This window comes from Burkholderia pyrrocinia (genome assembly GCF_001028665.1).
Classification (GTDB): Bacteria; Pseudomonadota; Gammaproteobacteria; order Burkholderiales; family Burkholderiaceae; genus Burkholderia; species Burkholderia pyrrocinia.
This window is the reverse complement of sequence record NZ_CP011503.1, coordinates 1210782-1226807: the sequence shown is the minus strand read 5'-3', so window position 1 is coordinate 1226807 and position 16026 is coordinate 1210782. Positions and strand designations below refer to the sequence as shown.

16 protein-coding genes and 1 tRNA gene are annotated in these 16026 nt (G+C 68.1%); 14 read left to right on the top strand and 3 right to left on the bottom strand.

The annotated features are described in order from the left end of the window. Nucleotides 1-25: 25 nt before the first annotated feature. On the bottom strand, nucleotides 26-406 hold the full coding sequence (locus tag ABD05_RS05705; protein WP_047899335.1) for a thioredoxin family protein: 381 nt from the start codon (nucleotides 404-406) through the stop codon (nucleotides 26-28). Nucleotides 407-442: 36 nt separating this feature from the next. Beyond that, nucleotides 443-1777 carry a DNA-processing protein DprA gene (gene dprA / locus ABD05_RS05700; protein WP_047899334.1) on the bottom strand — a complete coding sequence of 445 codons (1335 nt, stop codon included), beginning with the start codon at nucleotides 1775-1777 and terminating at the stop codon, nucleotides 443-445. A gap of 185 nt (nucleotides 1778-1962) precedes the next feature. Here dprA and def point away from each other — a divergent pair, with 185 nt between their 5' ends. The 14 genes from def to ABD05_RS05630 all read left to right on the top strand — a co-directional run bounded on the left by def (nucleotide 1963) and on the right by ABD05_RS05630 (nucleotide 14776). Then, nucleotides 1963-2466 carry a peptide deformylase gene (gene def / locus ABD05_RS05695; protein ID WP_047899333.1) on the top strand — a complete coding sequence of 168 codons (504 nt, stop codon included), beginning with the start codon at nucleotides 1963-1965 and terminating at the stop codon, nucleotides 2464-2466. 34 nt (nucleotides 2467-2500) lie between these two features. After that, nucleotides 2501-3484, top strand: coding sequence for a methionyl-tRNA formyltransferase (gene fmt, locus ABD05_RS05690; RefSeq protein ID WP_047899332.1), 984 nt, complete (start codon nucleotides 2501-2503; stop codon nucleotides 3482-3484). A 120-nt stretch (nucleotides 3485-3604) separates the two neighbouring features. Further along, nucleotides 3605-4240: a LysE family translocator gene (locus tag ABD05_RS05685; RefSeq protein ID WP_047899331.1), complete on the top strand. Its 636-nt coding sequence runs from the start codon at nucleotides 3605-3607 to the stop codon at nucleotides 4238-4240. Between the two features lie 100 nt (nucleotides 4241-4340). Further along, entirely contained in the window at nucleotides 4341-5198 is an 858-nt protein-coding gene (htpX, locus tag ABD05_RS05680; protein ID WP_047899330.1) for a zinc metalloprotease HtpX, read from the top strand. Between the two features lie 218 nt (nucleotides 5199-5416). After that, the gene (gene rsmB, locus ABD05_RS05675; RefSeq protein ID WP_047899329.1) at nucleotides 5417-6808 is read left to right on the top strand and encodes a 16S rRNA (cytosine(967)-C(5))-methyltransferase RsmB; all 1392 of its coding nucleotides are present in this window, start codon (nucleotides 5417-5419) and stop codon (nucleotides 6806-6808) included. Continuing rightward, nucleotides 6805-7395, top strand: a complete 591-nt coding sequence (locus tag ABD05_RS05670) for a DUF4390 domain-containing protein (protein ID WP_047899328.1) — start codon at nucleotides 6805-6807, stop codon at nucleotides 7393-7395. Before rsmB ends, ABD05_RS05670 begins: the two co-directional genes overlap by 4 nt. Further along, a complete protein-coding gene (gene esaS, locus ABD05_RS05665; protein ID WP_047899327.1) occupies nucleotides 7385-9799 on the top strand; it encodes a sensor histidine kinase EsaS in 2415 nt (804 codons plus the stop codon). The genes ABD05_RS05670 and esaS overlap by 11 nt, the downstream gene beginning before the upstream one ends. Next, nucleotides 9800-10501, top strand: coding sequence for a response regulator transcription factor EsaR (gene esaR, locus ABD05_RS05660; protein WP_047899326.1), 702 nt, complete (start codon nucleotides 9800-9802; stop codon nucleotides 10499-10501). Nucleotides 10502-10561: 60 nt separating this feature from the next. Beyond that, nucleotides 10562-10637, top strand: a tRNA-Phe gene (locus tag ABD05_RS05655). Nucleotides 10638-10988: 351 nt separating this feature from the next. Continuing rightward, nucleotides 10989-11723 carry a 7-cyano-7-deazaguanine synthase QueC gene (gene queC, locus ABD05_RS05650; RefSeq protein ID WP_047899325.1) on the top strand — a complete coding sequence of 245 codons (735 nt, stop codon included), beginning with the start codon at nucleotides 10989-10991 and terminating at the stop codon, nucleotides 11721-11723. A 74-nt stretch (nucleotides 11724-11797) separates the two neighbouring features. After that, nucleotides 11798-12430, top strand: coding sequence for a 7-carboxy-7-deazaguanine synthase (gene queE / locus ABD05_RS05645; protein WP_021163976.1), 633 nt, complete (start codon nucleotides 11798-11800; stop codon nucleotides 12428-12430). Between the two features lie 18 nt (nucleotides 12431-12448). Beyond that, nucleotides 12449-12901, top strand: a complete 453-nt coding sequence (queD, locus tag ABD05_RS05640) for a 6-carboxytetrahydropterin synthase QueD (RefSeq protein WP_006477472.1) — start codon at nucleotides 12449-12451, stop codon at nucleotides 12899-12901. A 316-nt stretch (nucleotides 12902-13217) separates the two neighbouring features. Next, a complete protein-coding gene (locus ABD05_RS05635; RefSeq protein WP_047899324.1) occupies nucleotides 13218-14003 on the top strand; it encodes an HpcH/HpaI aldolase family protein in 786 nt (261 codons plus the stop codon). After that, the gene (locus tag ABD05_RS05630; protein WP_047899323.1) at nucleotides 14000-14776 is read left to right on the top strand and encodes a tetratricopeptide repeat protein; all 777 of its coding nucleotides are present in this window, start codon (nucleotides 14000-14002) and stop codon (nucleotides 14774-14776) included. Before ABD05_RS05635 ends, ABD05_RS05630 begins: the two co-directional genes overlap by 4 nt. Before the next feature lie 97 nt (nucleotides 14777-14873). On the opposite strand, the gene rodA is transcribed toward ABD05_RS05630, so the two are convergent. After that, the gene (gene rodA, locus ABD05_RS05625; RefSeq protein WP_047899322.1) at nucleotides 14874-16022 is read right to left on the bottom strand and encodes a rod shape-determining protein RodA; all 1149 of its coding nucleotides are present in this window, start codon (nucleotides 16020-16022) and stop codon (nucleotides 14874-14876) included. Nucleotides 16023-16026 lie beyond the last annotated feature (4 nt).

The window sequence follows — 16026 nt, the reverse complement described above, 5'->3', positions numbered from 1 at the left end:
AAAACCGCCGGGCCGGCACGTGAATTCAGGCTTCGACGTTCAGGATGTTGCGCAATTTCGGTGCGTGCTGCGCACCGGGTACCGCGCTCAGGTCGGACAGCATTCGTTCGACGATCGTCGCGTGCGGCAGCACCGTGCCGAAGAAGCGGGCGGTGTTGGCATCCTCGATCAGGATCGTCGGGAAGTTCTCGACGTCGAGATCGTCGAGGCGGTCGGCATGCGTTTCGATGTCGATCCAGGCGAAGCAGGCGTCGGGATGCGCGTCGGCGAGCTGGTCGAAGGCCGTCCGGTAGTCGCGGCACGTGCCGCACCACTCGGCGCACAGGCAGGCGACGAGCAACGTGCCGGGATCGGCGAGCCGCTCGGCGATCCGATCCGCATCGGTGTCGAGATTCAGCGCGGGCATGGATTTCCTTGGGTATCGTCGGCGGCGCGGCCGCCCCTATTCGGGGAAATGTAGCACGCCGCGCGCGGGCGGGGTGGGCGCGGCGTCAAGCCGCGCGAAGCGTCCGCCGGGCAGGCTCGCGACGCGGCCGGTCAGTTCGAGCGCGAGCAGCGCGCCGTGCAGCACGTCGTCGGACAGGCCGCTGTGTTCGGCGAGCCATTCGTATGTGACGGGGCCGTATCCCAGTGCGGCGAGCACGGCCTGTTCGGACGGCGTGCCGGGCGGTGGAGGCGGTGGTGCTTCGACTCGGGCGGGCGCAGTGGCCGGAACGGCGGAATCAGTTTGCGTACTGCCGGCGACGGCGCGCTGGCCGGCGGCTTCGGTTCCGTCGATGCCGATGCCGATGGCGTTCGCGCCCGATTTTCCGGAGCATTCTGCGCGAGCCGGCGGTTCACCCAGCCCGTATTCCTCGAGAATATCGAGCGGCGCCGCCGTGAGCTTCGCGCCGTCGCGGATCAGCGCATGGCAGCCCTGTGCGAGCGGCGCGTGGATCGAGCCCGGTATCGCGAACACATCGCGCCCGAGTTCGTTCGCGAGCCGCGCGGTGATCAGCGAGCCGGAGCGCGGCGCGGCCTCGACCACGAGCGCCCCGATCGCCAGCGCCGCGATCAACCGGTTGCGCTGCGGGAAATGCGCGGCGCGGGCCGGCGTGCCGAGCGGCCATTCCGACACGATCGCACCTTGCGCGGCGATCTCATGGGCGAGCGCGCGGTGCCGCGCCGGGTAGACGAGATCGGCGCCCGTCGCGATCAACGCGACCGTGCCTGACCGGCCGTCGAGCCCGCCACGATGCGCGGCGCCGTCGATCCCGAGCGCGAGGCCCGAGACGATCGGGAGCCCCGCGTCGGACAGCTCGCGTGCGAAGCGCGTCGCGTCGGCGAGCCCCTGCGGCGTCGCGTGGCGGCTGCCGACCACGGCGAGGCTGCGTGCGTGCAGCAGGTCGAGCCGGCCCTTTACATATAGCAGCGGCGGCGGGTCATGCAGGTCGCGCAGCCGCGGCGGGTAGGCCGGATCGTTGAGCGTGACGAGCGCGTTGCCCGGCGTATCGAGCCACGCGAGCGCGGCGTCGGTGCGTGCGTCGAGATCGTCGCGTTCGCTGGTGCGCACGGCCTGCGCGGCGGCGGGGCTGCTGATGGCGGCGATGGCGTGGTCGGACGCGCGCAGCAGCGCCGCCGGCGAGCCGAACGCGTCGAGCAGCGCCTGCAGTACGGCGGGCGCGAGGCCGGGCGCATGCGCGAGCTGCAGCCACGCGCGCAACGCGGCGGTGGTCAGCGCTTGCGGAGACATGAGGCTGCCCTCGAACGCGGCGGCCAGCGGACCGCGTGGCGCCATGATAAAATTTTCATCATCCGAAATACTCGACAGGGCCGCGCGCGCAGGCGCCCGGCCATTTGCAGGAGGCGCGATCCGCGGCATTGATACGCCGCGCATCCGCCTCATCTTCATTGCATCGCGGCGGCGGCGCCAGCCGGCCGGATGGCCGATGCCGCACCCTGCTCTACCGAATACCGAACGCCATGGCTTTGCTCAATATTCTTCATTACCCCGACAAGCGGCTGCACAAGGTCGCCAAGCCCGTCGACAAGGTCGACGACCGGATCCGCAAGCTCGTCGCCGACATGGCCGAGACCATGTACGCGGCGCCCGGCATCGGCCTTGCAGCCACGCAGGTCGACGTGCACGAGCGCGTGATCGTGATCGACATTTCCGAGGAAAAGAACGAGCTGCGCGCGTTCATCAACCCCGAGATCGTGTGGTCGAGCGACGCGAAGCAGGTCTATGAAGAGGGTTGCCTGTCGGTGCCCGGCATCTACGACGAAGTCGAGCGCCCCGACCACGTGCGCGTGCGCGCGCTCAATGAGCAGGGCGAGGCCTTCGAGCTCGACTGCGAGGGCCTGCTCGCCGTGTGCGTCCAGCACGAGATGGATCACCTGATGGGGCGCGTGTTCGTCGAATACCTGTCGCCGCTCAAGCAGACGCGCATCAAGACGAAGATGAAGAAACTCGAACGCGCGATGTGACGCGCGTTCGCCCTGCCCGATCCCGAACGCTTTCATGACCCATACGTTGCGCGTGATTTTTGCCGGCACGCCGGAATTTGCCGCGGCTGCCCTTGCCGCGATCCACGAGGCCGGTTTCCCGGTGCCGCTCGTGCTCACCCAGCCCGATCGCCCGGCCGGGCGCGGGATGAAACTGCAGGCGAGCGCGGTGAAGCGCTACGCCGTCGAGCACCGCATGCCCGTCGCGCAGCCGCCGTCGTTGCGCCGCGCGGGCAAGTACCCCGCGGAGGCGGCCGACGCGATCGAGCTGCTGCGCACGACGCCGCACGACGTGATGGTGGTCGCCGCGTACGGCCTGCTGCTGCCGCAGGAGGTGCTCGACATTCCGCGTGACGGCTGCATCAACATCCATGCGTCGCTGCTGCCGCGCTGGCGCGGCGCCGCGCCGATCCACCGCGCGATCGAGGCTGGCGACGCCGAGACGGGCGTCACGCTGATGCAGATGGACGTCGGCCTCGACACCGGCGCGATGATCGAGGAGGCGCGCATCGCGATCGCGCCCGACGATACGACCGCGACGCTGCACGACCGGCTGGCCGCCGACGGCGCGCGGTTGATCGTCGACGCGCTCGAGCGGCTCGAGCGCGACGGCACGCTACCGGCGACGCCGCAGCCGGCCGACGGCGTGACCTATGCGGAAAAGATCGGCAAGCACGAAGCGGCGCTCGACTGGCGCAAGCCTGCCGACGTGCTCGCACGCCAGGTGCGTGCGTTCGATCCGTTCCCCGGCGGCGTCGCGACGCTCGACGGCGCGGCCATCAAGCTGTGGGCGGCCGAGCCCGTGGCGGCGCGCGGCGACGCGGCGCCCGGCACGATCGTCGAAGCCGCGCCGGAAGGCGTGGTCGTCGCATGCGGCAGCGGCGCGCTGCGCGTCACGCAGTTGCAGAAACCGGGCGGCAAGCGGCTGCCCGCGCGCGAATTCCTGGCCGGCTCGCCGCTCGCCGCAGGCCAGCGTTTCGCGCTGAACGACGTTGCGTAAAGTGGCCTGACCGCCATTCGACACGGCCTGCCGGCCCTGCGCAATCGGCCGGACGGCCGAGTCGCGCAGCGCGGCAGGCGCGCGTAGAATTTCCCTGCGCTCTCCGGTTTCGAGGTTTTCATGTTCGGCATCACCCATTTCGGCTTCTTCGTGCTGGCAGTTTTCCTGCTGAACGTCACGCCCGGCCCCGACACGGCCTACATCGTCGGCCGCAGCGTCGCGCAGGGCCGCGGCGCGGGGCTGATGTCGGCGCTCGGCATTTCGGCCGGCTGCTGCGTTCACGCGCTCGCGTGCGCATTCGGCCTCACTGCGCTGCTCGCGGCGTCGGCTGCCGCGTTCACGGTGATCAAGCTGGTCGGCGCTGCGTACCTGATCTATCTCGGCGTGCGGATGATCATCACGAAGCAGGTGGCCGCGCCGTCGGGCACCGCGGCCGCACAGGCCGCGAAGCCGCTGCGCCAGCTGTTCATGCAGGGCTTCTGGACCAACGTGCTGAACCCGAAGGTCGTGCTGTTCTTCGTGTCGTTCTTCCCGCAGTTCGTGTCGGCCGACAGCCCGCACAAGGCATTGGCGTTTCTGACCCTCGGTGCGGTGTTCGTCGCGATGAGCACGGTCTGGACCAGCCTGGTCGCATGGGTCGCGGGTAGCGTCACGCAGCGCTTTTCCGGCAAGCCGGGCGTCAAGAAGTGGCTCGATCGCACGGTCGGCAGCGCTTTCGTCGGCCTCGGCCTGCGTCTTGCAACTTCGCAACGGTGAGATTGAATTTTTCCGGCAAGACCTTATCTAACAAATCGCTTACAATTTTCCGCCGCGCCCTGTGATGCGCGGCGGGTCCCCTGACGGATAAGGAGTGGGTATGTTCAATTGGGTCAAAACGGCGATGCTGATGGCCGCGATCACGGCCCTGTTCATCGTGATCGGCGGGATGATCGGCGGCTCGCGCGGCATGACGATCGCGTTGCTGTTCGCGCTCGGCATGAATTTCTTCTCGTACTGGTTCTCCGACAAGATGGTGCTGCGCATGTACAACGCGCAGGAAGTCGACGAGAACACGGCGCCGCAGTTCTACCGGATGGTGCGCGAGCTGGCCACGCGCGCGAACCTGCCGATGCCGCGCGTCTACCTGATCAACGAGGATGCACCGAACGCGTTCGCGACGGGCCGCAACCCCGAGCACGCGGCGGTCGCTGCGACGACGGGCATCCTGCGCGTGCTGTCGGAGCGCGAGATGCGCGGCGTGATGGCGCACGAGCTCGCGCACGTGAAGCACCGCGACATCCTGATCTCGACGATCACCGCGACGATGGCGGGCGCGATTTCGGCACTGGCGAACTTCGCGATGTTCTTCGGCGGGCGCGACGAGAACGGCCGGCCGGCCAACCCGATCGCGGGTATTGCGGTCGCGCTGCTCGCACCGATCGCCGGCGCGCTGATCCAGATGGCGATTTCGCGGGCACGCGAGTTCGAGGCCGACCGCGGCGGCGCGCAGATTTCCGGCGATCCGCAGTCGCTCGCGACCGCGCTCGACAAGATCCATCGCTATGCGGCCGGCATCCCGTTCCAGGCGGCCGAAGCGCATCCGGCCACCGCGCAGATGATGATCATGAACCCGCTGCACGGCGGCGGCCTGCAGAACCTGTTCTCGACGCACCCGGCCACCGAGGAACGCATCGCGCGCCTGATGGAGATGGCGCGTACCGGCCGCTTAGATTAAGTCCTGGCGCACCGCGCGGCCGTTGCCGCGTGGCGTCCGCCCCGCCACCCCGCACGCTTCGCGCTGCGGGGTGTTTCATTTGTGCGCGCCGTAAAGGGGCCAAAGGGGCCGCATGGTCGCACGCTACAATGCGCGGTTTGGGATTGCGGCTGCCACGCGGCCGCGATCCCGCCGTTTGCCGCATTTGTTTGCCGCATTTGTTTGCCGATTCCGCTCCAATGACCCGAACCCGTTCTTCCGCCCTGTCTTCTTCCGGCCGCCCGGCGCGCCTGTCCGCGCTGCACCTTGCGCCCGAATCGCTCGGCTTCGCACTCGACGCGGCCGCGCAGGCGGTCGATGCGGTACGGCGCGGTACCGCGCTGCCGGCAGCACTCTCGGCGGTATTCGCGCAGATGGCGTCCGGTGCGCAGGCACTTGCGCGCGGCGCGACGCAGGACGTCGCGTACCGGACGATGCGTCGCCTCGGCAGCGCGGACTGGCTGATCGGCAAGTTCGTCAGCAAGGCGCCGCCCGCGCACGTGCATGCGGTGCTCGCCGGCGCGTTCGCGCTGCTGCTCGACCGGGCGGACGATGCCGCATATCCGGCGTTCACGGTTGTTGACCAAGCCGTCACCGTGATCGGCGCGCGGCGCGAATATGCGTTCGCGAAGGGAATGGTCAACGCGGTGCTGCGCCGTTTCCTGCGCGAGCGCGATGCGCTCGTCGCGGCGATGCAGGACGACGCCGTCGCGCGCTGGAATTACCGCGCATGGTGGGTCGATGCGGTGAAGCGCGCGTGGCCCGACAAATGGCAGGCGATCCTCGCGGCCGGCGAGCGCCAGGGGCCGCTGACGCTGCGCGTGAATGCGCGACGCGCAAGCGTCGACGCGTATCTCGACACGCTGCGCGCGAGCGGGATCGAAGCGACGGCAATCGGCCGGCATGCCGTGCGGCTTGCATCGGCGCTGCCGGTCGAGCGGATTCCGGGATTCGCCGACGGCGTGGTGTCGGTGCAGGACGCCGGCGCGCAGCTCGCGGCCGAATGGCTTGGTGCGCGCGACGGCATGCGCGTGCTCGATGCGTGCGCGGCGCCCGGCGGCAAGACCGGACATATTCTCGAACTGGCCGATGCGGAAGTTGTCGCGCTCGAAAGCGACGCGACGCGTGCCGCGCGCATCGGCGAGAACCTCGTGCGCCTGTCGCTCGCAGCGGACGTGTGTGTCGGCGATGCGGGTGCGCCCGACGCGTGGTACGACGGGCGCCCGTTCGACCGTATCCTGGCCGACGTGCCGTGCTCGGCTTCCGGCATCGTGCGGCGGCATCCCGACATTCGCTGGCTGCGCCGCGAGGCCGACATCCCGGCGCTCGTCGCGGAACAGCGCCGCATCCTGTCGGCGCTGTGGCCGCTCGTGAAGCCGGGCGGCGAACTGCTTTACGTGACCTGTTCGATCTTCCCCGAAGAAGGCGAGTTGCAGGCCCGCTGGTTTGAAGCGGCCTGTGAAGATGCGGTACGATTGGACGCCCCCGGCCAACTGCTGCCGGGCGGAGTGCAGGGAGGGGCTGCCGTCGGCGCACTCGACCAGAACACCGATCACGACGGATTTTTCTACGCGCGGTTTCAGAAACGGTGACGATCAAACACCTTTTTCCACTTCGGCTCGCGGCCGTCCTGATGGTCGCGTTGACGCTGTGCCTGGCCGTAGTCCGGCCGGCGCATGCCCAGTCGATCGCCGTGCAGCGCGCGTCGCTCCAGGCCGACGGAAGCGGCTGGAGCCTCGACGCCCGTTTCGATTTCGAACTGAATCCGAACCTCGAGGATGCCGTCAACAAAGGCATTCCGGTGTATTTCACGACGGATTTCGAGTTGAGCCGCGCGCGCTGGTACTGGCTTGACGAACAGCCGGTATCGGTGTCACAGACGATCCGCCTGTCGTTCCAGCCGCTCACGCGCGAGTACCGCGTGTCGACGGGCGGCCTGCAGCTCGGCTTCCCGTCGCTGAAGGATGCGCTCGCGGTCGTCCGGCACATCACGTCATGGCACGTGATCGACCGCAACCAGGTGCGCCTGGGGGAAACCTACTTGGCATCGGTGCGGATGCAGCTCGATACGGCGCTGATGCCGAAGCCGTTCCAGGTCGACGCCGTGAACAACCGCGACTGGACGCTCGGGTCGGACTGGAAGCGCTTCAACTTCACGGTGACCGAACGTGCTAAATAAAGTGCGCCGCGCGGCCAGCGGGAAGAGCCTCCTCGTTCGCGTGATCGTCTCGACCGTCGCGCTGACCGCGCTGCTGCTGCTCGTGCTGCTAGCGGCCGCGAGCGCGAACACCGAATTCTTCGATCGCTACTACTCGTGGCTGTACGCGACCAACATCGTCGTCGCGCTCGTGTTCCTGCTCGTGGTGCTCGGGCTGATCGGGATGATCGTCGTGCGCCTGAGGAAGGGCAAGTTCGGCACGCGGCTGCTCGCGAAGCTCGCGGTGTTCTTCGCGCTCGTCGGCGTGGTGCCGGGCGGGATCATCTACATCGTGTCGTACCAGTTCGTGTCGCGCAGTATCGAGTCGTGGTTCGACGTGAACGTCGAGACCGCGCTGACGGCCGGCCTGAATCTCGGCCGCGGGATGCTCGATGCGTCGTTGTCCGATCTGCAGACGAAGGCGCGGCTGATGTCCGACCAGCTCGCGAGCGTCGACGCAAATACGAACGGCACGACGCTCACGCTGCTGCGGCTGCGCGACCAGTTCGGCGTGCAGGACGCGACGATCGTCGAGCCGAGCCGCGGCGGTTCGGGCGCGGCGCCCGACCTGCATATCGTCGCGCAGGCGTCGGGCAATTTCGCGGCGCTGATTCCGGACGACCTGCCGACGTCGCTGATGCTGAGCCAGGCGCGCGAACACGGCGCGTACGCGGCGATCGAGGGGGAAGTCGACGGCGACCCGCGCGCGCACGGCGCGAAGGGCGCGCTGCGGCTGCGCGTCGTGCGGCCGATTCCCGATGCGACGACGTCGCTGCTGCAGCCGGCGGAGCGGTTCCTGCAGCTCACGCAACCGGTGCCGCCCACGCTCGCGCACAACGCGGACGCCGTGCAGCGCGCGTACCGCGAATACCAGGAAAAATCGCTCGGCCGCACGGGGCTGCGCAAGATGTACATCGGCACGCTGACGCTCGCGCTGTTCCTCGCGACCTTCATCGCGATGATGCTCGCGCTCGCGCTCGGCCAGCAGCTCGCGCGGCCGCTGTTCCTGCTCGCGCAGGGCACCAAGGAGATCACGGAAGGCGACTACACGCCGAAGCGCGAGATCAAGACGCGCGACGAGCTCGGCTTCCTCACGCAGTCGTTCAACGCGATGACGCGCCAGTTGTCCGAGGCGCGGCTCGCGGTCGAGAAGAACCGCATCGCGCTCGAGCATTCGAAGACCTATCTCGAGAGCATCCTCGCGAACCTGACGGCCGGCGTGTTCGTGCTCGACCGCCAGTTCCGGCTGACGACGGCCAACCGCGGCGCCGAGCGGATCTTCCGGCAGCCGTTCAACGCGCTGATCGGCACGACGCTCGACCGGATCGGCGTTGCCGCGGGATTCGGCGCGATGGTGCGCAAGGCGTTCGCCGATCGCGAGGCGGCGTCCGACGGCGGCAGCGGCGATCGCGGCCACTGGCAGCAGCAGTTCGCGATCGAGATGCCGGGCGAAACCGAACCGCTGACGCTGCTCGTGCGCGGCGCGCGCCTCGTGTCGACGGTCGAGGGGCAGGCCGACGATCCGCAGACGTCCGGTTACGTCGTCGTGTTCGACGACATTTCCGACGTGATTTCCGCGCAGCGCTCGGTTGCATGGGGCGAGGTCGCGCGGCGGCTGGCGCACGAGATCAAGAATCCGCTGACGCCGATCCAGCTGTCGGCCGAGCGGTTGCAGATGAAGCTGTCCGACAAGCTCTCGCCGTCCGACGCGGATGTGCTCAAGCGCGGCGCGACGATGATCGTCAACCAGGTGGCCGCGATGAAGCGGATGGTCGACGATTTCCGCGAATACGCGCGCACGCCGCCGGCGGTGCTCGCGAACCTGCAGTTGAATGAACTGGCGAGCGAGGTGCTCGGGCTGTATGGTGTCGGCGAGGGCAAGAGTCCGATCGTCGCCGAGCTCGCGCCGTCGCTGCCGGTGATTCGCGGCGATGCGACGCAACTGCGCCAGGTGATCCACAACCTGCTGCAGAATGCGCAGGATTCGGTCGCGGAAGCCGCGCATCCGCGTGTGTTGATCGAAACCAAGACAGTAGAATATGGCGATCCCGACGCCGAGGGCAAAACGCGCGTCGCGGTACGTCTTACCGTGTCCGACAACGGGCCCGGTTTTCCGGCACGCATCCTGACCCGCGCGTTCGAGCCTTACGTGACGACGAAGGCGAAGGGCACGGGGCTCGGGTTGGCCACGGTCAAGAAAATCGTCGACGAGCACGGTGCGCGGATCGATCTGCGCAATCGCATGCACGGCGAGGCCGTCGAGGGTGCGCAGGTGTCGATCCTGTTCCTGCAGATGGCGAGCGATGCGCCAGGCGCCGAAACGGGCGCGCAGGGCGGGACGACCCCCGCTAAGACAAAAGCAAGTGAGCAGACAAGGGCAGCGTAAATGGCAACCATCCTGGTGGTAGATGATGAAATGGGCATCCGGGAATTGCTCTCGGAGATCCTCAGCGATGAAGGACATGTCGTCGAGGCAGCGGAGAACGCGCAGGCCGCGCGGGAATACCGGCTGAATCAGGCGCCCGATCTCGTGCTGCTCGATATCTGGATGCCCGATACCGACGGCGTCACGTTGCTCAAGGAATGGGCGGCGCAGGGGCTGCTGACGATGCCCGTGATCATGATGTCCGGGCACGCGACGATCGACACGGCCGTCGAGGCGACGAAGATCGGCGCGCTCGATTTCCTCGAGAAGCCGATCGCGCTGCAGAAGCTGCTGAAGTCCGTCGAGCACGGTCTCGCACGCGGCGCGGCGCCGGTGTCCGCGAACGCGGCGGCGAAGGCCGGCGCCGGACAGGCCGCGGGGTCCGCGGCGGTTGCATCCGCGGCTGCGCTGCCGACCCTCGGCGACGACATGGCGGCGGCACTCGGCCTCGCGGGGCAGACGGCCGCGATCCCGTTCGACATCCCGCTGCGCGAAGCGCGCGATGCGTTCGAGCGTGCGTACTTCGAATATCACCTCGCGCGCGAGAACGGCAGCATGACGCGCGTCGCGGAGAAGACGGGCCTCGAGCGCACGCACCTGTATCGCAAGCTCAAGCAGCTCGGCGTCGAGCTCGGCAAGAAGCCGTCCGAAGGCGCGATATAAATTTTTTTGCGAAAACGCTTGAGCAGGTAGGCAAAGCTCGATATACTTTCATTCTTCGTTGGCCCGGTAGCTCAGTTGGTAGAGCAGCGGATTGAAAATCCGCGTGTCGATGGTTCGATTCCGTCCCAGGCCACCAGCAGTTCCAACCCCAAGAATCGGAAGGTTCTTGGGGTTTTTCGTTTGTGGTGGGTATTGCGTGTCATAGGCGGCGTGCCCGGCAGCATTCGCCGGGGCATGATAAAATCCGTGCCCGCTCAATGACTTAGCGCATCGCTTCATGCGCACGGCAGGCCGCCAGCCATGCGCCGCCGTGACGCGCGGCAACGATGCCGCGCGATGGGCGGTATAAGCGCTCCGCCGCGTTCGCGGCCGACCGCGCTGCCTATACTGGTCGAGCCGGCGCAGGCCGGCACGCGTCGGGCCGCCCGGCGGCAGCCGGCCCCGGGGCGCAGTGCGACGCGAGCCTATACATTCACGGAGTATCACGGTGATTCGGACAGACGCTAAAGACGGCGCGCTCGTGTTGTTTTCCGGCGGGCAGGACTCGGCCACGTGCGTGGCATGGGCGCTCGAACGCTACCAGACGGTCGAGACGCTTGGCTTCGATTACGGCCAGCGCCATCGGGTCGAGCTCGAATGTCGCGAAGGCGTGCGCGAAGCGCTGAAGCACAGGTTTCCCGCGTGGTCGGACCGGCTCGGCGACGATCACATGATCGACCTGTCGGTGCTCGGCGCGATCAGCGATACCGCGATGACGCGCACGATCGAGATCGAGACGACGGCGAACGGCCTGCCGAACACGTTCGTGCCGGGCCGCAACCTGATGTTCATGACGATCGCCGCGGCGATCGCCTATCGCCGCGGGCTGCGCGTGCTGGTCGGCGGGATGTGCGAGACCGATTTTTCGGGCTACCCCGACTGCCGCGACGACACGATGAAGGCGCTGCAGGTCGCGCTGAACCTCGGGATGGACACGCGCATCGTGCTCGAGACGCCGCTGATGTGGCTCGACAAGGCGCAGACGTGGCAGCTCGCCGAACAGCTCGGCGGCGAAGCGCTCGTCGAACTGATCCGCGTCGAGACGCACACGTGCTACGTGGGCGAGCGCGCGGAACTGCACGACTGGGGCTTCGGCTGCGGCGAGTGCCCGGCCTGCAAGCTGCGCAAGCGCGGCTACGAGGCCTACCTGAAGTGCGAGCGGGTGACCGAAGCGCCGCTGTGACGCGGACGCGCGGGCAGCGCTTGATGGATACGGATTCTGATCGACAACGAGCGGCGCGAGCCGGACGAAGCACGATGACTTACGCGGTCAAGGAAATTTTCTACACGTTGCAGGGCGAGGGCGCGAACGCGGGCCGGCCGGCCGTGTTCTGCCGGTTCGCCGGCTGCAACCTGTGGTCGGGCCGCGAAGAGGATCGTGCGGAGGCCGTGTGCCGCTTCTGCGATACGGACTTCGTCGGCACCGACGGCGAGAACGGCGGCAAGTTCAAGGACGCCGAAGCGCTCGTCGCGACGATCGCCGGCCTGTGGCCGGAGGGCGAAGCGCACCGCTTCGTCGTCTGCACGGGCGGCGAGCCGATGCTGCAGCTCGACCAGCCGCTCGTCGATGCACTGCACGCGGCCGGCTTCGAGATCGCGATCGAGACCAACGGCTCGCTGCCGGTGCTCGAATCGATCGACTGGATCTGCGTGAGCCCGAAGGCCGACGCGCCGCTCGTCGTCACGAAGGGCAACGAACTGAAGGTCGTGATCCCGCAGGACAACCAGCGGCTGGCCGACTATGCGAAGCTCGACTTTGAGTATTTCCTCGTCCAGCCGATGGACGGCCCGTCGCGCGACCTCAATACGAAGCTCGCGATCGACTGGTGCAAGCGTCATCCGCAGTGGCGCCTGTCGATGCAGACCCACAAATATCTGAACATTCCCTGAGCCCCGGCTTTTGACATCGTGCTGATTACCCGAAAACTCGAATTCGACGCGGGCCACCGCATTCCCGATCACCGCAGCCAGTGCAGGAACCTGCACGGCCATCGCTACGTGCTCGAAATCACGTTGCGCGGCGATCTCGTCGATACCGAGGGCGCGCCCGACCGCGGCATGGTGATGGATTTCGCCGACGTGAAGGCGCTCGCGATGGAGCACCTCGTCAGCAAGTGGGACCACGCATTCCTGGTCTACGCGCGCGACGATGTCGTGCGCTCGTTCCTCGAGCAGATGGCCGACCACAAGACCGTCGTGATCGACCGGATCCCGACCGTCGAGAACCTCGCGGCGATCGCGTTCGACCTCCTCGCGAACGTGTACGACGCGCACTACGGCGTGAACCTGCGCCTCGAGCGCGTGCGCCTGTACGAAACGCCGAACTGCTGGGCCGACGTCGAGCGCCAGCCCGGCCGCTGATCCTGCCTTCCCGGCAGCCCCGCCGTCCGGCGCGGGCTGCCTGCCATTGCGCCTTGCGGCCTCGTCCCGCGCCGGCGCTGCTCCCCGCCCATTCCCACATTCCGCGTAACGCCGCGCTATGATCGTTGCGTGGCACCGAAAAACGCATCCGTGCGCCGTCGCGCGGCCCGCGCTGTCAGATCGGCCGCCCATGGCCGACTAACGTTCCAGGGCGCGGTCCGGCGCCGCCGTCGTGCTGCGCTGCCCGGCGTGTTGCGCCCCGCTTCGCCAGTTGCTTGTCCCGTTCGATTGCCGTTCCGTCCCGGAGGCCGTATCGATGAGCACGCTCACCAATTCCCTCAAACAACGCCTGCGCGACGGCGACGAGCCGCTGTACGGCCTGTGGCTGTCGCTCGGCAGCGATTCGGCCGCGGAAGCGCTCGCGCACGCCGGCTACGACTGGCTCTGCATCGACATGGAACACGCGCCGAACGACAGCCGCGACGTCGCCTCGCAGTTGCGCGCGATCGCTGCCGCGCACCTGCCGAGCGAGCCCGTCGTGCGCGTGCCGGCGCGCGAGCCGTGGCTCGTGAAGCGCGCGCTCGACGCCGGCGCACGCACGCTGATGTTTCCGTGCATCGAGACGCCCGACGACGCCGCGCACGCGGTGCGGCTCACGCGCTTCCCGTCGCCCGAATCTCCCGACGGGCTGCGCGGCGTCGCGGGCATGGTGCGCGCGGCGGCGTTCGGGATGCGCCGCGATTACCTGCAGACGGCGAACGCGCAGGTCGCGGTGATCGTGCAGATCGAATCGGCGCGCGGCGTCGACGAAGTCGAGCGGATCGCGGCGACGCCCGGCGTCGATTGCCTGTTCATCGGCCCGGCCGATCTCGCGGCGAGCCTCGGGCATCTCGGCGACATCCGCCACCCGGACGTCGAAACCGCGATGGCGCGCGTGCTCGCGGCCGGCAAGCAGGCCGGCGTCGCGGTCGGCATTTTCGCGGGCGACGCGGCGGGTGCTCGGCAGTACCGCGAGGCCGGCTACCGGATGATCACGCTGTCGGCCGACGTGAGCTGGCTGCTGCGTGCGACGCGGCAAGCGCTGCAGGAGGTACGGTCATGAACGGTGGCGACGGCGCGTCTTGCAGGCGCGCGCAGGGTGCGACCGGTGCGCGCGGGCGGTTCGGTGCGATGCTCGGCCTGTGGGCCGTGTGTGTCGCGGCAGCCGCGCAGGGGGCGCCGCAAGCGAAGCCCGATCCGTCGCGCGAGACGCAATCGGCGGTCGCCGACTACAACGCCGGCGACTATCGCGCGGCGCTGGTGCAGTTCCACGACGCGGCCGAGCGCGGCGATCGTCTCGCGCAATTCAACTACGCGATGATGCTGCTGACGGGCGAAGGCGTGACGGCGAATGTCGACGAAGGGTTGCGCTGGCTGAAGCGCGCGGCCGACGCGAACATGTCGCATGCGCAGTACGTGTACGGCCGGATGTTCGACGACGGCGAGTTCGTCGCGCGCAATCCGGCCGAAGCGCATCGCTGGTTCCTGCGGGCGGCGAAGCAGGGGCATGTGCAGGCCGCGCTGTCGCTCGCGAACCAGTTCCTCGACGGGCGCGGCACGCCGCGCGACAACCGGCAGGCGTTCGTGTGGTACAAGCAGGCCGCCGACGCGGGCGAGCCGACCGCGCAGTACGTGACCGCATCGTTCTACGAGCGCGGCGGCGACGGCGTCGAGCAGAACCTGAACATCGCGCGTGCGTACTACGCGGCCGCGGCCGCGCAGGGCGACGAGACGGCCGGGCTGAAATTCAAGGAGCTGAGCGCGCGGCTGAAGCCACAGGGGCCGGCGTCGGGCGGCGGCGCGGAGCCGGGGAACCCGCGCGTGGCGCCGCAGTGACCGGGCGCCGTGCTGCGTTGCCGCGTTCGAGTTCGAAACGCACATAAAAAAACGGCGCCGGGGCGCCGTTTTTCCTTGCTGCGGCCGTGCCGCGCGGTCAGCTCTTCATCAGCCGCCGCTGCCGCCCGACGCTCATGATCATCCCGATCGCGATGCCGAGCGTCGTGAGCGCGGTACCGCCGTAACTCATGAACGGTAACGGCACGCCGACGACCGGCAGCACGCCGCTCACCATCCCGATGTTGACGAACGCATAGACGAAGAACGCGAGCGTGAGCGAACCCGCGAGCAGGCGGCCGAACAGCGTCGCGCCCTGCGCGGCGATATAGAGCCCGCGCGCGATCAGCGCCATGTACAGCGTCAGCAGCACGAGCCCGCCGACGAGCCCCCACTCCTCCGAGAACACCGCGAAGATGAAGTCGGTGTGCTTTTCCGGAATGAATTCGAGGTGCGCCTGCGTGCCTTTCAGGTAGCCCTTGCCGAGTACGCCGCCCGAGCCGATCGCGATCACGGCCTGGATCGTGTGGAAGCCCTTGCCGAGCGGGTCGGAAGTCGGGTCGAGCAGCGTGCACACGCGGTGCTTCTGGTAGTCGTGCATCAGCGGCCACTGCACTTCGGGCTGGCAGATCCGCTCCTCGAACACGGCGATCGACCCGACCGCGATCACGCCCGCGACGAGCACCGGCACGATCAGCTTGAACGACAGGCCGGCGAGGTAGATCACGAAGAAGCCTGCGGCGAACACGAGCAGGCCCGTGCCGAGGTCGGGCTGCTTCGCGATCAGCCCGACCGGCACCATCAGGATCCCGAACGCGGCGAGGAAGTCGTACCAGCGCAGCCCGCCTTCGCGGCGCTGGTAGTACCACGCGAGCATCAGCGGCGTCGCGATCTTGAGGATCTCCGACGGCTGGATCACGACGCCGACGTTCAGCCAGCGCTTCGCGCCCTTCTTGGTCATCCCGAACAGCGCGACCGCGATCAGCAGCGCGACCCCGAACGTATAGAGCGGGACCGCGAAGCGCATCAGCGTGGTCGGCGGGATGTTGGCGATCACCCACATCAGCACGAACGTCAGCAGGATGTTGCGCAACTGGTCCTCGACGCGGCCCGGCATGTCGATCGCCGCGCTGTAGAGCGTGACGATGCCGACGCACAGCAGCAGGAACACGATGAGGGCGAGCGGGCGGTCGAAGCCCGCGAACATCTGCTTGATCTTGTCGAGCCAGGCGCGCTTGTCGAATTGCATGCCT

What these genes read in the sequence shown, in the direction of transcription:
- dprA (WP_047899334.1), bottom strand. Translation starts at nt 1,777, where the DNA reads ATGGCGCCACGCGGTCCGCTGGCCGCCGCGTTCGAGGGCAGCCTCATG.
- def (WP_047899333.1), top strand. Translation starts at nt 1,963, where the DNA reads ATGGCTTTGCTCAATATTCTTCATTACCCCGACAAGCGGCTGCACAAG.
- htpX (WP_047899330.1), top strand. Translation starts at nt 4,341, where the DNA reads ATGTTCAATTGGGTCAAAACGGCGATGCTGATGGCCGCGATCACGGCC.
- ABD05_RS05630 (WP_047899323.1), top strand. Translation starts at nt 14,000, where the DNA reads ATGAACGGTGGCGACGGCGCGTCTTGCAGGCGCGCGCAGGGTGCGACC.
- ABD05_RS05685 (WP_047899331.1), top strand. Translation starts at nt 3,605, where the DNA reads ATGTTCGGCATCACCCATTTCGGCTTCTTCGTGCTGGCAGTTTTCCTG.
- queE (WP_021163976.1), top strand. Translation starts at nt 11,798, where the DNA reads ATGACTTACGCGGTCAAGGAAATTTTCTACACGTTGCAGGGCGAGGGC.
- ABD05_RS05635 (WP_047899324.1), top strand. Translation starts at nt 13,218, where the DNA reads ATGAGCACGCTCACCAATTCCCTCAAACAACGCCTGCGCGACGGCGAC.
- esaR (WP_047899326.1), top strand. Translation starts at nt 9,800, where the DNA reads ATGGCAACCATCCTGGTGGTAGATGATGAAATGGGCATCCGGGAATTG.
- fmt (WP_047899332.1), top strand. Translation starts at nt 2,501, where the DNA reads ATGACCCATACGTTGCGCGTGATTTTTGCCGGCACGCCGGAATTTGCC.
- rsmB (WP_047899329.1), top strand. Translation starts at nt 5,417, where the DNA reads ATGACCCGAACCCGTTCTTCCGCCCTGTCTTCTTCCGGCCGCCCGGCG.
- ABD05_RS05705 (WP_047899335.1), bottom strand. Translation starts at nt 406, where the DNA reads ATGCCCGCGCTGAATCTCGACACCGATGCGGATCGGATCGCCGAGCGG.
- rodA (WP_047899322.1), bottom strand. Translation starts at nt 16,022, where the DNA reads ATGCAATTCGACAAGCGCGCCTGGCTCGACAAGATCAAGCAGATGTTC.